The sequence below is a fragment of the Clostridium sp. genome (assembly GCF_029267215.1).
Taxonomy (GTDB): Bacteria; Bacillota; Clostridia; order Clostridiales; family Clostridiaceae; genus Sarcina.
Genome location: NZ_JARIDH010000022.1, coordinates 184,347 through 200,830, shown reverse-complemented (window position 1 = coordinate 200,830; position 16,484 = coordinate 184,347). Strand labels below are relative to the sequence as shown.

Below are 16,484 nucleotides of genomic sequence, written 5' to 3'. Positions count from 1 at the left end.
ATTAAGAAGTTAATGGAGTGATTATTAAATATGAAGAGATATAGGGTAATAGATTTATTTTCAGGTTGTGGAGGAATAAGTTTAGGTTTTCATAATACAGGCAAAGTAGATATAGTTGGAGCAATCGATTTTGATAAATCAGCATGTAAGACATATAAATATAATTTTCAAAGTGCAAATGTTATAAATGGAGATATAAATAATATCTTAGTTAATGAAACTGGATTTGAAAATATAGATATTATTGTTGGAGGACCACCATGTCAAGGTTTTTCAGGTTTAAATCGTTGGAACAAAGAATTAGAGAATGATCCTAGAAATAAATTGTTCTTTCAGTTTTTAAGATTTGTATCAGAATTAAAACCTAAAGCAATTTTAATTGAAAATGTTAGACAAATACTAACATCTAAAAATGGTTTCGCTAAGAAAAATATTTGTGAAATGCTAGATGATATGGGATATAATACCAGTTATGAGGTTTTGAATGCTGCTGATTATGGTGTTCCTCAAAATAGACAAAGAGCTTTTTTTATTGGAATAAAAAAAGAATTGGGTGAATTTGATTTTGGAAAAATGATTAAGCATTATAAGAAAAAAGTAACTATAGAAGAAGCTATTTCTGACATTGCTGAAATTGAAGAGCAAGCTAAAACTGATTTAAATGGATATAATTATGTATTAGGAAAAGCTAAATCGGATTATCAAGAGATGATGAGAAACGGTAATATATTAAATAATCACTTAATATATTACCCAACTGAAAGTGTACAGACTAAAATTAAGTATGTGCCCGAAGGAGGGAATTGGAAAAATGTACCTGAGGAGCTTTTTAAGTCAAAAAGAAATAATAGACATTCAAACTATCTTAAGAGATTAGATAGTAAGAGTCAATCTATTACCATAGACACAGGACATAATGTTTATTTTCATCCTAAATTTAATAGGGTTCCAACAATAAGAGAATCAGCTAGAATTCAAAGTTTTCCAGATTCATTTTTATTCATTGGGAATAAAGGAGAGCAATTTAGACAAGTTGGAAATGCGGTACCTCCTTTATTAGCTCAAGCACTTGCAGAAGGAATTATGGAGGTTTTAAACAATGAAGAAATATAGGTTATTAGATTTATTTTGTGGAGCTGGTGGCTTAAGTTTGGGTTTTGAAGAGCAAAATTTTGAAGTTGTTAAAGCGATAGATTTTTCTAAATATGCAATAGAAACTTATAATTGTAATAGGAAAGATAAAGTTGCTATGATAAAAGATATAAAAGAGATAGATGAAATGTTTCTGAATAAACTTGGTGATATAGATGGTATTATTGGAGGACCACCTTGTCAAGGATTTAGTACAGCTGGACAAAGGATTATTGATGATGAAAGAAATGAATTATACAGGGAATACTTTAAAATATTAGAATTGAAAAAACCTAAATTTTTTTTAATAGAAAATGTAACTGGAATTCTAACTTTCGCAAAAGGATTAGTTAAAGATGATATTATTAAAAGAGCTGATAAAATTGGATACAAAGTTTTTTTTGAAACTTTAAATGCTGCAGATTTTGGGATTCCACAAAATAGAAAGAGAGTTTTTTTTGTTGGGTTTAGAAAGGAAATGGTGAAAGATGATTTTGAATTTCCTATTGGTAATTCAAAATATGTATCAATTTATGATGCAATATCTGATTTGCCTTCACTTGATAATAATGAAGATAATACGAGGTACAATAAATTACCTATAAGCAACTATCAAATATACATGAGAAATGGCTCTAATATTTTATATAATCATGAACAAAGTGCTCATAAAGATGAAACAAAAAAAATATTATCTTTAGTTCCTGAAGGAGGTAGTATAAAGGATATTCCTGAAAATCTTAGAGGCGGTAGAAATTATAAGGCTTTATTAAGAAAGATGGATAGAAATAAGCCATCATATACAATTGATACTGGTCATAGAACATACTTTCATTATGAAGAGTTAAGAGTTCCATCGGTTAGAGAATCAGCAAGATTACAAAGTTTTAAAGATGATTATATATTTATAGGTCCTAAAGCTGAACAATATAAACAAGTGGGGAATGCTGTTCCACCACTTTTAGCTAAACAATTAGCAATTAATATAGAAGAGTATTTAAGAAATAGAGAGGGTTAAAAATGAGTGATTTACAAATTGTTTTTTGTAATATTGAGAAATTTTATTTAGAAAATGAAAAAATATTGATTAAAGATGGTGAATTGAGACCATGTAAGAGTTTACCTAGAGATATATTTGCTAGTGTAGAAAAATTTAAAAAATATTATTTGAAAGAAAAAGAATGTTATATAAATGAAGACATTATAACAAAAAAAATTCTAAATGTAAAAGAATCATCTGATGTTGTAACTACAAATATTAGGGTAATGAAGGAATTAGCGTTTATAGAAGAGAATGAAAAAGATAATTATGAGTTTTCAGAAAAATTTTTTGAATTTTTAAATGAGGATATCTCAATAGAAAAATATTTTGAACGAAAATTATTAAGTATATCATCTATAGAAGATATGGATATGATACTTAATAGTATTTTATGTACATTAAGAGAAGGGTATATTAATGGAAAAATAATAGTATTTAGAGATAGTAATGATAAGTTTAAGATTGATGTTACTGAAAAAGATAAAAGGTTAGAATATTGTAAAATGGTTTATGATTTATATGGGTTTCATGGAAGAAATAAGGATATTGATAGTGATGAATATACACCTAATATAAATTATAGAATCATAACCAATTTAGTTAAGATGAATTTAGTTGATGGTCCTGAAAAAGAGGATAATTTAGATAAATATAACCTTTCAAAAAAGGGATTACTATTCCTAAAAGAAATAGATTTTAATTTGTCTAATAATTCAATGGATATTAAAAAAAATAAAATTTTAAATTGTAAAAAAATAAAAGAAAATAGAATTTTAAAAAATAATCGTATAATATTTGGAGCTCCTGGGACAGGAAAAAGTTTCAAGTTAAATAAGGAAATAGATGATAATGAATTAGAAAATCAATTTAGAAGAGTTACATTCCACCCTAACTATACATATTCTCAGTTTATTGGTTCATATAAACCGGTAGGAAATGGAGATGGTAATATAAGTTATAAGTATGTAGGAGGACCTTTTTTAAAAACTTTAATAGAATCTTTAAAAGATGAAAAAGAGGGGATTCCTCATATTCTAGTGATTGAAGAAATAAATAGAGCTAATCCAGCAGGTGTTTTTGGTGATATTTTTCAGTTGTTAGATAGAGATTCTAAAGGTAAAAGTACTTATGCTATAAATATGACTAATGAAATGGAAAAATATGTTAATGAAGAACTTGGAAATAAGAAAGAACTAGGAAACTATATAAGTGAGCTTTATATTCCTAATAATATGTATATATGGGCAACTATGAATAGTGCAGATCAGGGAGTGTATCCTATGGATTCAGCTTTTAAAAGAAGATGGTCATTTGAGTATATAGGTATAGACGAAAATGAAGAGAAATTAAAAGAACTAGGTTGTGGAATAATTGAATTACCTACTGAAAAGTTTGATGATAACGGTAATAGAATATATAAAAAATATGAGTGGAATAAAGTTAGAAAAGATATAAATAAAAATTTGAAAAAAAATAAGATAAATGAAGATAAGCTTTTAGGACCATTCTTTTTAAGTGAAAAAGAACTAAAAGAAAGCAGAGAGAATTTTGATAATATATTTAAAAGTAAAGTTTTAATGTATTTATATGAAGACATACTAAAACATAAAAATATTCCGTTCTTTAAAACAGATAGTGAGAATACAGTTAATAATTTATCAGATGTAATGAGAAATTATGATTTAGGAAAAATATTTGAATTTGCATTAGAAGAATATAATGAACTTGAAGAAGTAATAGAGAATAAGGAAAGTATAACAGAAGAGCCAGTAGAGGTATAAAGTGCTATGTTAATATTAAAAGAATTAGAGTCTTATTCTAAATTAAGATTATATGAAAAGTTAAGTGATTCAAAGAGCATAAAAGATAAAACAACACTAGAAGACATACTAAATATATTAGTAAAAAGAAGCATAATTAAATATGATAGACACCTTAATATAAAGTTTGATTATGTTGGATTAGTAGTTGTTAAAAACATACCTATATTTGTTAAACCTAAATATAGTTTTACTAAGGATAAAGATATTGAACTAGTCTTAATGAAAAATATTATAAAATTACTTAATGACTTTAGTGAGAGAGAAAAACTAGATTCTAGCAATATAGAAAGTATAGAGTTTGAGGCTGAGATACAAGAAAACAATCTTATTTCTATAATAAATTTTTTGCTAGAAGATTATATTGAAAATGGGTTATATGAAAATGAAATAAATTCATATGAATTAAATGGTGATGGTGATATTGATTGGGATAAGACTATAGATCAAATTAATCCTTTAGTTATAAATAATCAATGGGTGTATACTGATTTAATAACAAAAAACAATATTATTGATAATAATAGATTTATTACCATGCTACATGCTAAGGTTATAAATGAATGTACGGAACTTTTAAATAGGACAAGCTTAAATATTATTTTAAAGTATGATATAGAAGAATTAGAAAATTCTATTGATAGTATAGAAGATAAGGATTATATATTCTATGAAATAGATAAAGAAATTACAGTACAATTTAGTGATAGAAAAAGAAGAATTCTTAAAGCTATTAAATCATATTTAGAGAAAAAATCAGGAGCGGAAGAAAGTGATTTGTTACTATATGGAACAAGAAACTTCAAATGGATATGGGAAGTAATTTGTGGATATATTTTTGATAATGAGTTCATTAAAGATGGAAACATAAGCAAATATGAAAAGTATGGTATAGCTTCACCAGAATGGACTATATATGGTAATGGAATTTTGAATACAGATGAATATAATATATTACAGGAAAAGAAGAATAGATTAACTCCAGATGTATTAAAAGTTACAGAATATAATGGTGAAAAATATTTGTTAATATTAGATGCTAAATATTATAATGTAATTGTTGAAGAAAATAAAATAAAAGGTAACCCAGGAATAGAGGATATAACTAAACAATATTTATATCATTCAGCATTAAAGTACTATATGTCTAAAGAATGTATAAATGAAAATAATGTAATAAATGCCTTTCTATTCCCTAGTGAATTAGAAAGTTATATACAAGGAGAAGTGAAAATTGGATTTATGCATGAATTTTCTAATAATCAAATAAATTTAGTTCAACTCAATGTAAATGAAGTTATTGATATGTATTGTAATAATAAAAGGTATGACCTTAATAAATTTATTGACGAGATAAGAGCTAATTAAAAGATCTGTACGGATAAAAATAATCTTATAAGAAAAAGTTGGTTCTAAGTAATATTTTGAATCAGCTTTTTATAGATTACTATAGAATATGATTATAGACTTAAATAATAGATAAAAATACCTATGAAAATTAATATTAATATAAAAAAGATAAAGTTTAAAGCTTTAAAAATATAGATATGAGTTATTGAATTAGTAGAATCAAATAAAATATTAGTAAGTATATTTAATATAGTACTTGTATTAATTTAACTTAAAGTATATTATGATAATGTACTTATTAAAAAGTAAATATGGAGGATTAAGATGATAGTATTTATTAGCGCTTTGAGCGGCCTTTTAAAGTTGTTTATAGTTTTATTATTAGTTGTAGCTTTATTACTAATTATAATTTTGCTAATTAATATTAGCAAATAATATTAGTTAAGTATATCGCTTTTACTATTTATGTTAATGTGAAGATATTAATCACTTATGATTAGGTCTTCCCATAGGCATATAAATAAAAAATAAAGAAAGTGCTGAAAAAATATAATCTTTAATTTTCCACGATATATGAAAAATGCCTACATAAGTAAATTTATGTAGGTATTTTTCATATATAGAAATAAAGCAAGTTGTCTGTTTTCTAAGTGTTTGTTAGTTTTTAGATTAAAATATAATTTTTTTATTTTGATTTTATAAGAATCTATAATTTATAATTAAGTTTGTATGTAACTATATAAATAAAAAATAAAAAAAGTGCTGATAAATTATATATAAATAGTCTTAATAATATTCTATTTTATTTGAATGTAAAATTTTTACAATGAAATAATGAATATTAATTGAATAACTTTGATTAAATTACATTCTTATAATTTTTAAATGCTTACGATTAGTATATTGACAGTAATGATAGTTTAAGAAGTGAACTTGGTTATTTAGTGAAGAATTTTGGGTTAACAAAACTCAAAAGGAGATTAAAAGGAGATATTTAATCAATTAACTTACCAATTATATTTATACAACAGCTTGGAAGAGGATTGAGAAAGCATAAGAGCAAAGAATTTTTAACTGTTTTAGATTTCATAGGAAATCATAATAAGGCTTTTTTAATAGCTTTAGCCTTAAAGGGTGGCAGATATTATGATAAGGACAGTTTAAAGGTTTCAGTTGCTACAGATTTTTCTGATATTCCAGGATGTTCAAATATTCATATGGATAGGATTGCACAGGATAGGATATTAAATCAGCTTAACACAGAGAATTTTAACAGCTTAAAGTATTTAAAGGAAGAGTATAATGAGTTTAAATCTTTACTAGGTGGAAAGATTCCATATCAGTTAATGGATTATGTTAAGTTTGATGGGGCACCAGATCCACTTAAGTTTATTAATTATGGAAAGACTTATGAGGGATTTCTTAAGAAAGTTGAAAAATCTTATGAAGCTTTGGAACTTTTAGATGAGAATTTCTATAAAGTTTTAAAAGAATTTTCAGATAAATTACCTTTAAAGAGACCTCATGAATTTGCCATAATAAAGGAATTAATAAATAAAAGCGAGTTAAATGTAGATGAAGCTTCAAAGGGAATAAATAAGTACATTAAATCTGTAGATAAAGAAACAGTTATTCATGCTTTTAAAACACTAAATCAAGATTATTATGATTCAAGGGAAAAGAATAATTGTATTAAGTTATTTGAATTTACTGGAGAAAAGTTATTAAGACTATTAAGCTTTGAGAAGGTATTGGCAAATAAAAAGTATAAGGAAATATTACTTGATTTATTAAACTATGGCCTTGTAACTTATGAGAAGAAATTTGGTAGTGAAAACTTTGGAGTTCCATTTTTAAAACTATATGAACAGTATCAAATGATAGATGCTGCACTTTTATCAAATTATGAAAAGATACATAGTTCATTTAGAGGAAGTGGATTAATGGCAAATGGAAATGAATACTTCCTTTTTGTAGATTTACATAAAGATGAGGATATAAAGGAAAGCATCAATTATAAAGATGAATTCCTAAGTAGAAGCTTGTTCCAATGGGAAACTCCAAACAGTACATCACAAACATCTGAAAGAGGAAAAAATATAATCTTTAATAAGAAAAGAGGAATTAACCTACATATATTTGTTAGAAAATATAAAGAAATAGATAGAAAAGTTCAGCCTTATATCTACATAGGAAAAGGAGATGTGGTTAAGTATGAGGGAGAGAAACCAATAACTGTTGAGATAGAGCTTAATAATAAGGTTCCAGAGAATTTGTATGTGGAGTTTACTAAGAAGGTTTAAAAAGGAAGAGATTTAACTTGATATTTAAAAGATGTGATTAAATTAATAAGTAAAACTAAATTATCATAAAGTCTTGTTTATCAGTATATTGTGATAAACAAGACTTTTTTGTAATTTTTTATAGTTGTATAATTTGCTCTTTGATAATAATTTTTCTAAAAAATAGGAGTTTTTTGATTAAAGGATTGTATTATATTAAATTCATCATTTACTAAAGGTAAGGAAAAGAGAGAAAGAATATAATTAAGGTGTAACATAAGTATATATTTATAAACTTTTATTATTAGGATATAATATTACTATGAGTAAAATGAGGTGATAAATATGGAAGAAGCGGAATTCTTAGTAAAACTAAAGAATTTAAAAAGTATAATTGCTGTGGTTGAATTTGGAAGTTTTAGAACTGAAGAATGAATTAAAGATAGAAGTGATATTGATTTATTAGTAATAACAGCTCCAAATATAACTTTTATGGACACCTTAGAAATTGAAGATGAGATTTTAGAAATTGCAAAAGAATTTTATAACTATCCTGATATACATTTAACTTTTGTTTTGTTTAAAGATTTTTCTAATAAATTTGCAAGAATAGCAATAGATGGTGAAAAGCAATATATATTAAATTGTGAAAAGTGGTATGATTTTACCCATAATGTTTTAAAGGATATAAGAAATAATGAAAAACTTAGTAGAAACTTAAAGTTAGATGAACAATTTAGTTATTTTGGAGGAATAGTTGATGAATCTATATTTTTAGAAGAAAGTAAGGATAAAGTTATACTTAAATATAGAAAAATAGGTAAATAAAATTAAGTCATTGTTGATTATTAAGTTAAAGTCAACAATGACTTTTTTATTCTATAATTTTTAAATTTAGATGCTTTTTATAAATTTATTTTGTTTCGACAAAGTAAGACAAAAAATTCAGAAAATTAATGATATTATGTTAGTATAATGTTAAATATTTAAAAATGAAATTTGGAGAAGTTTAATAAATGGATAGTGACTTTGATTTAGTAATATGTAATATGTTCAGAAAAGTAGATCATCGCTTAGATCAATTTCATAGCTTTAAACCTTATTTTTATAGATTTATAGGTGGAGATAATAATGATAATTATAATAATAGCCTAAAGTTATTAAAAGATAAGATTGAAGAACATAAGGACGTTTGTATATTTTTTGAAAAGGCTATTCCTATGGAAAGCGAATTTGAATTAATTCAGTATATATATAATGAATTAGAGTATATGGATATTGGTAATATTAGACAACAAGAAATAGTTTTATTTAAAAATGAAAATATAAATACTAAGTTCTTAGAAGCTTTAGACTATGTTGTATCGCTTTCAATAAAAAAGGAAAATTTCTTTAATGAAAATATTAGAAATAACTTTATAACTAAATTGATAGTATGGGTGTATTCTCATGCAAGAAAAATTAATTTCAATAGTGATTTTAATCCTAAATGCATTTATTACGGTAACATAAATAGACATGAAGTTTATTTTTTAATTCTTCTATATTTAATGGGATTTGATGTTTTATACATAAATCCATTAAAAGAGGAATTTTTTGAAGAAATTGATTTAGAGAAATTGAGTAAATGTGAAAAAAGTATGGGGATACTTCAATTAGAAACTTTTGAATCCAGGGCAGCACAGGGCAAAATTATAAATAGTGTTGAAACAATAACGAAGAAAATAGAAAAAGATGTTCAAAATGACTTATTTTCAGGTACAGGAATTTATAAACCATGGCAATTTAGAGATGGATATGTTCATGGGATACTGTTTGATACCGTTTTAAGTGATATAAAAATATATTGGAGAGAGCCCTCTAGACTTAGAGAAGGTTTTAAAGTAGAAAAAAAATTAGTTACTGTACCATGCTTTTTTTATAAAATAGAAGGTCAGTATACGAATTTATTGGAATACAAAGATTTGGTGGAATATTGTAAAAATTCAAATAATACCTTGTTTTTTAAAAATGGAAATATATCTAAAGAGGAAGTAATAACTGATGAGGTCTATGAATTAATGTTTTGTCAGTTAAGTGATGGAACCTTTGATATAGAGGAAGTTAAAAAAACATCAATATACAAATTTAAAAAGTATAGTAAAGATGTGCAAGATATTATATTGAAAAAGATAAATGAAATTATATTAAATAATCATATATTTAATTTTAATTTAGATAAAGAAAAAATATTGAAACTATTAGTTTTAGTATTATCTTTAAATGAAGATATAGTAAGACTTATAGATAACTTTGATTTTACTGGTGAAATTCCTAAAATTGTAATTTATTTAGAAAAAGAAGATGAAATTTCAGATTCAATGGTAATGTTACTTGGATATTTACATCTTATGGCTTTTGATATACTTATATTTAATCCATCTGGATTATTTAACATAAATAGAATAATATCAAAAGAAGCTATTATTAATATAAGATTAAACAAAATGGATTATAATTCAACATATAAGTCTGTTTTAGCCACTAAAGAAAGTGTTATTTCTAGAATATTAAAAAATATATGACGGAGTGATAATATATGGATAAAGATTTTTTAATTGCTGATGACATGTCAGAAGATAATAAAAATGAGTATAGCAATAGTAATTTTGGCATGAATAATGGCTATCAAAATATGAACTTAAATATGAATGGTATGAACAATGGATATCAGAACATGGATCAAAAAATGAATGGCATGAATAATGGGTACCAGAACATGAATGAAAATATGAATAACATGAATAGTGGATATCAGAATATGAATCAAAATATGAATGGTATGAATAATGGATACCAAAACATGGGTCAAAATGTGAATAACATGAATAGTGGATACCAGAATATGAATCAAAATATGAATGGTATGAACAATGGATACCAGAATATGGGTCAAAATATGAATGGTATGAACAGTGGATACCAAAACATGAATCAAAATATGAATGGCATGAGTGGTGGTTATCAAAGCACAAATTTAAATATGAACGGCTTAATGAATAATAATGGCATATCAAACCAGCAGTATGATCAGTCTTTAGAGTTTCAAGATATAACAGCGTATAAGCAAAGGTTAAGAGGTATGAAAGAAGTACAAGCTCTTACTGGAGAAATTGAAATTCAAAATCCAAACTCAATAATAATGTTTGGACAACGTGCTAGTGAAAATATATCTAAGATTTCAGATGAACTTTTAAATTCTATGAAAGCCGTTAAGTCAGAAGAAGCAAGTGAAATGTTAGTTAACTTAACAAAGGTTATGGATAAATTTGATATAAAGGAATTAGAGGATGTTAAGGGAGGTTCTTTTGTATCAAAAATTTTTAAGAATGTTGGTAATACAGTTGCTAAGTTATTTCAAAAATACGATACTATGGGATATGAAGTGGAAAAAATATATGTATTGCTTAAAAAGTATGAAAATGATATTAGAGAATCTAATAATCACCTTAAAAAGCTTTATGATGGTAACTTTGAATTCTATCAAATGTTAGAAAAGTATATAGTTGCAGGAGAGATGGCATTAGAAGAGATTGATATGTATTTAAATCAAATAGGAAATGATGTATCTATGAATCAAGAAGAAAAGCAAATGATAATTCAAAAATTAGAAATTAGCAAAGAGATGCTTTCTCAAAGAGTTTATGACTTAAGGATTGCTGAAAATGTTGCTATTCAAGCAGCACCTATGATTCAAACAATTCAGATGTCAAATTTTAATTTAATGAGAAAAATCAACTCATCATTTATAGTAACATTACCAATATTTAAACAGTGTTTGGCTCAAGCTGTAATTTTAAAAAGACAAGAAATTCAAGCTAAGTCTATAAAACAATTAGATGATAAGACTAATGAACTTATAATGAGAAATGCTGCTAATACGGCAAGACAATCAGTTGAAATTGCTAAAATGGCATCTGGAAGCTCTATTGCAATGGAAACATTAGAAAAATCATATGCAACAATTATGAAGGGTATAGAAGATACAAGAGCAATTCAAGAGAGTAATATGGTTCAGAGAAATGAAAATACTGTAAAACTTGAGACATTAAAACATAATATGAAAAAAGAAATTGTCTCAATTTAAATAGTTAAATAAAAGTTTAATAAAAACTTATAAGGAGGATTTACTAATGGGCATTAATTTAGGAGGATTTAATGGAGGAAGAGAAACTAATAGAGGTGTTGCTTCTCTTAATCTTCAAAAAAATGATATATTAGATTTAACAAAGAAAAATCCAGGGCTTAAAAAAGTTATAGTAGGTGCAGGCTGGGATGTAGCAACAGTTGGACAAGATTTTGATTTAGATATAGCAGCTTTTCTTTTAAATTCAAGCAATAAAGTAAGCCGTGTTCCAGAAGATGTTATATTTTTTAACAATATGAATGGACAAGGTATAAGCTTGGAAGGTGATAACAGAACAGGCGTTGGAGATGGTGATGATGAAAGAATTCAAATAGATTTATCAATGATACGAAATGATGTTGAAAAAATAGTTTTTGTAGTAACTATACATAATGCACAAGTTAAAAGACAAACATTTGGAATGGTAGAGAATTCTTATGTTAGACTTTTAGACGCTGAAAGAGATGAAAAAGAAGTATGTAGATTTAATTTGAAAGAGAATGGATCTACTGTTACGTCAGTTATATTTGCTGAATTATATAGAGACGGAAATGACTGGCAGTTTAGAGCTATAGGTGATGGTAAAATAGCAGACTTAAACGGAATATTAAGTCTTTATATGTAGAGGAGAGGATTAGAAAAATGAGTGGAGTATTAAATTTACAAAAGAATGATATTTTAGACTTAACTAAAAAAGACCCATCTCTAAATAAAATTATGTTAGCAGCAGGCTGGGATGTTGTTAAAAAAGGTTTATTTTCTTTTGCAACAGCAGACTATGATCTTGATTTAGTGGCATTATTATTAGATGAAAATGAAAAATTAAGACATAATAACGATGTGATATATTTTGGAAATATGGAGGGTAATGGAATTAAACTTCATGGTGATAATTTAACTGGAGCCGGAGATGGTGATGATGAAAAAATATCACTAAACTTAAGTGAATTGCCTAAATATTGCAAAAACATTGTGTTTTCAGTTGTAATATATGATGCTGATAAAAGAAATCAATGTTTTGGAAAGGTAAAAAATGCATATGTTAGATTAGTAGATGAAGATAAAAGTAATACAGAAATATGTAGATATAATTTATCAGAAGATGGTGGAAATAATACAGCGATAATTTTTGCTGAATTATCAAATATAAATAATTCATGGCAATTTAAAGCAAAAGGTCAACTTTTAAGAGCTAGTGTTAGTTCTTTAGCTAAAATGTACATATAGGAGGGATTTAAATGGCTATAAATTTAGGAGCAGATTTTGGTTCATTAAACAACAATAATACAAATTCATCTAATATGATATTAAATCTTCAAAAAAATGATATATTAGATTTAACTAAAAGAAATCCAGGACTTAAAAATGTTATATTAGGCGCAGGATGGGATGTTGCAAATAATGGGATGGATTTTGATTTAGATATAGCAGCTTTTTTATTAGATGCTAACAATAAATTTAATACTGTTGAAAATGTAATATTCTTTAACAATAAACAAGGGCAAGGTATTGCTTTATCTGGTGATAATAGAACAGGCGCTGGTGAGGGTGATGATGAAAGAATAACTATTTCATTAGATTCAATAAATAGCAATATACATAAAATAGTTTTTGTAGTAACTATACACAATGCCCAAGCTAAAAGACAGACATTTGGAATGGTTAATAATTCTTATGTAAGACTTTTAGATGCAGACAACAATGAAAAAGAGTTATGTAGATTTAATTTAAAAGAAGATGGTTCTACTGCTACATCAGTTATATTTGCTGAATTATATAGAGAGGCAGGAGAATGGCAATTTAAAGCTGTTGGAGAAGGTAAAATAGCAGATTTAAATGGTGTATTAGCATTATATCAATAATTTTAATAGCTTAAAGAAATGTTATTAAATAAGTATATTATTAAGTTCTGTTTTAAGTTGAAGGTTATTTAAAACATAGATTATTATTAAAATACATGTAAAATATTATTGTTTTACATGTATATTTTTCTATTTTATATTGAGTATAAAATAGAATTTAAGGATTGATGTTAAAGATTAAATATTTAATTAAAGGAGACATTATATGTTTAAAGGTCTTAATAAGAAGCAGGTGGAAGAGAATAGGAAAAAATATGGTGCCAATATAATAGACGAAGCACCACCAGAAACTTTTTTAGATAAGTTTAAAGAAGCTTTTGGAGACCCTATGATAAAGTTACTTTTAGCAATAGCTTGTATATTAGGTATAATGGCAGTATTTCATTATGCAGAGTGGGGAGAAATTGTAGGTATAGTAATATCTATAATTCTTGTTACAACAATATCAGCAAAAACAGAGGTTGCTTCAGATAATGAGTATAGAAAGCTTAAAAATGGAGCAGAGAAGGAAACGTGTAAAGTATATAGAGATGGAAAAGCTATAGAAATTAATGTTGATGATGTAGTTGTTGGTGACTATGTAATTCTTCAATTAGGAGATAAAATTCCAGCAGATGGTGTATTGATAGATGGATCAATAAGTGTAGACAACTCTATATTAAATGGTGAGTCAGAGGAATGCAAAAAATATGCTTCTAAGATTGATTTTAATAATGAAAGTTATCATGAGGCAGCAGCCACATTGACTGGAGATATATTTGTAGATGAAACTTCTTTATTTAAAGGAACTGTAACTGTGCATGGGTCAGGAGTTATGCTTGTTAGAAGAGTAGGTATGGAAACTGTGATGGGTGAAATGGCAAAAGATATGGCAGATGATTCTGTAGAGAGCCCATTAAAAATAAAGCTTACAGACTTAGCAGACAAGATTTCTAAATTTGGATATATTGGATCTGTAGTAATAGCTATTGTTTTAATGAGTAAGCATGTAATAGACGCAGGTAGTATTGGAGCTTATATGCAACTAGGTTTTGTTGAAATATTTAAGGAAATATTAGAAACAATAATGGTTGCTGTAGTAATTATAGTAATGGCAGTGCCTGAGGGACTTCCTTTAATGATTGCTATAGTTCTTATGAGAAATACATCTAAAATGCTTCAAAACAATGTTTTAGTAAGAAAACCTATTGGAATAGAAACAGCAGGTTCACTTAATATTTTATTTAGTGATAAAACTGGAACTATAACAAAAGGTCAACTAGAAGTTGTTGAATTTTTTGATGGTGATATTAAAGATAGTTATAAAGAAAGTATCTTTATAAATGAACTTATGGCTTATTGTATAGGAAAAAATACAGCTGCTATGTTTGATGGAGAAGGAAAAGTTATAGGAGGAAATGCTACGGATAAAGCCCTATTAAACTTTTTAACTAAAGAGACTGAGGATAAATATAAAGATATAAAAGTTTTAAAAGATCAGCAATTTAATTCAGCTAATAAGTATTCTGCAGCTCAATTAGATGGAAAAACTGTGTATAAGGGAGCTCCAGAGAGGTTATTAGCAAAGGCTACAAAATATATAAATAGTGAAGGAAAAGTCTTACCTATAAACAAAGATGAGATTAATAAAAAAATAGACGAGCTAGCTGACAAAGCTATGAGAGTTTTATCCTTTGCTTATAGTGAAAGTGAACTTGTTGAAGATATATTACCAGAGGATCTTATTATAGTTGGTTTTGTTGGTATTAGGGATGACGTTAGAATAGAAGCAAAACAAGCTATAAAAGAAGTTAGAAATGCAGGAATTCAGGTTGTAATGATAACTGGTGATAGAAAAGAAACAGCAGTTGCCATTGCAAAGGATTGTGGGCTTATAGAAAATTCAAATGAAATAGCATTAACATCTGATGAATTAAATATGATGTCTGATGATGAAGTTAAAGATATTTTACCTAATTTAAGAGTTATAGCTAGGGCGTTACCTACAGATAAATCTAGAATGGTAAGATTAGTTCAAGAATTAAACCTTGTTTGTGGTATGACTGGTGATGGGGTTAATGATGCTCCTGCCTTAAAAAGAGCAGATGTTGGCTTTGCAATGGGATCAGGTACAGATGTTGCCAAGGAAGTTGGAGATATAGTTATATTAGATGATAATTTTAAATCAATAGAAAATGCTATTTTATATGGAAGAACAATATATAATAATATATTAAAATTCATAAAGTTTCAATTGACTATAAATGTGGCAGCAGTGGCAGTAAGTGCCATAGCACCTTTTGTTGGAATAGAACAACCACTTAGTATAACTAATATATTATGGATTAATTTAATAATGGATGGTTTAGGTGCTTTAGCTTTAGGATCAGAGCCAGCTTTAAGAAAATATATGGAAGAAAAGCCTAAATTAAGAACTCAAAGTATAGTTTCAAAGAAAATGCTAGAACAAGTATTATTTGCAGGATTATGGGTGACAATAATAAGTTTTACTTTCTTAAAATTACCATTTGTAACTAATATGTTCTCAAGTGAAGCTAGACATTTAACAGGATATTTTTCAATGTTTGTATTAGCTGCTGTATTTAATGGATTTAATGTAAGAAGTGAAGGATTAAATCTATTTGAACATATAAATGAGAATAAAGATTTTATAAAGGTTATGTTTTTAATTGTATTAGTACAAGTAATATTAACTTATTTTGGTGGAGAGGTATTTAGTTGTACACCAATAACAGGTCAAAATTGGATTGTTGTTATATTATTTGCATTTACAATAATTCCATTTGATATGATAAGAAAAGTAATTATGAATACTTCAAAAAATAGGTAAGT

At 26.3% G+C, this 16,484-nt stretch carries 12 protein-coding genes; all 12 read left to right on the top strand.

Translation table 11 applies throughout. From position 1 onward, the window contains the following. The first annotated feature begins 30 nt into the window (after positions 1–30). The 12 genes from Q1K13_RS03280 to Q1K13_RS03225 all read left to right on the top strand — a co-directional run bounded on the left by Q1K13_RS03280 (position 31) and on the right by Q1K13_RS03225 (position 16,482). Positions 31–1,113, top strand: a complete 1,083-nt coding sequence (locus Q1K13_RS03280) for a DNA cytosine methyltransferase (protein ID WP_300347707.1) — start codon at positions 31–33, stop codon at positions 1,111–1,113. Further along, complete coding sequence (locus Q1K13_RS03275) at positions 1,100–2,149, top strand: DNA cytosine methyltransferase (RefSeq protein WP_300347706.1); 1,050 nt, start codon at positions 1,100–1,102, stop codon at positions 2,147–2,149. The genes Q1K13_RS03280 and Q1K13_RS03275 overlap by 14 nt, the downstream gene beginning before the upstream one ends. Positions 2,150–2,151: 2 nt before the next feature. Continuing rightward, the gene (locus Q1K13_RS03270; RefSeq protein ID WP_300347704.1) at positions 2,152–3,954 is read left to right on the top strand and encodes an AAA family ATPase; all 1,803 of its coding nucleotides are present in this window, start codon (positions 2,152–2,154) and stop codon (positions 3,952–3,954) included. A 6-nt stretch (positions 3,955–3,960) separates the two neighbouring features. Continuing rightward, a complete protein-coding gene (locus Q1K13_RS03265) occupies positions 3,961–5,361 on the top strand; it encodes an LlaJI family restriction endonuclease (protein ID WP_300347703.1) in 1,401 nt (466 codons plus the stop codon). A 1,025-nt stretch (positions 5,362–6,386) separates the two neighbouring features. Next, positions 6,387–7,646 (top strand): DUF3427 domain-containing protein, encoded by a 1,260-nt coding sequence (locus Q1K13_RS03260; RefSeq protein WP_366522606.1) that lies wholly within the window; start codon positions 6,387–6,389, stop codon positions 7,644–7,646. 471 nt (positions 7,647–8,117) lie between these two features. Further along, entirely contained in the window at positions 8,118–8,453 is a 336-nt protein-coding gene (locus tag Q1K13_RS03255; protein ID WP_300347702.1) for a hypothetical protein, read from the top strand. Positions 8,454–8,641: 188 nt separating this feature from the next. Further along, positions 8,642–10,189 (top strand): YceG family protein, encoded by a 1,548-nt coding sequence (locus Q1K13_RS03250; protein WP_300347701.1) that lies wholly within the window; start codon positions 8,642–8,644, stop codon positions 10,187–10,189. Positions 10,190–10,203: 14 nt separating this feature from the next. Continuing rightward, entirely contained in the window at positions 10,204–11,751 is a 1,548-nt protein-coding gene (locus tag Q1K13_RS03245) for a toxic anion resistance protein (protein WP_300347700.1), read from the top strand. A 46-nt stretch (positions 11,752–11,797) separates the two neighbouring features. After that, a complete protein-coding gene (locus tag Q1K13_RS03240) occupies positions 11,798–12,415 on the top strand; it encodes a TerD family protein (protein WP_300347699.1) in 618 nt (205 codons plus the stop codon). Between the two features lie 17 nt (positions 12,416–12,432). Next, positions 12,433–13,017 (top strand): TerD family protein, encoded by a 585-nt coding sequence (locus Q1K13_RS03235; protein ID WP_300347698.1) that lies wholly within the window; start codon positions 12,433–12,435, stop codon positions 13,015–13,017. Between the two features lie 11 nt (positions 13,018–13,028). After that, complete coding sequence (locus Q1K13_RS03230) at positions 13,029–13,652, top strand: TerD family protein (protein ID WP_300347697.1); 624 nt, start codon at positions 13,029–13,031, stop codon at positions 13,650–13,652. 205 nt (positions 13,653–13,857) lie between these two features. After that, a complete protein-coding gene (locus tag Q1K13_RS03225; RefSeq protein WP_300347696.1) occupies positions 13,858–16,482 on the top strand; it encodes a calcium-translocating P-type ATPase, PMCA-type in 2,625 nt (874 codons plus the stop codon). Positions 16,483–16,484 lie beyond the last annotated feature (2 nt).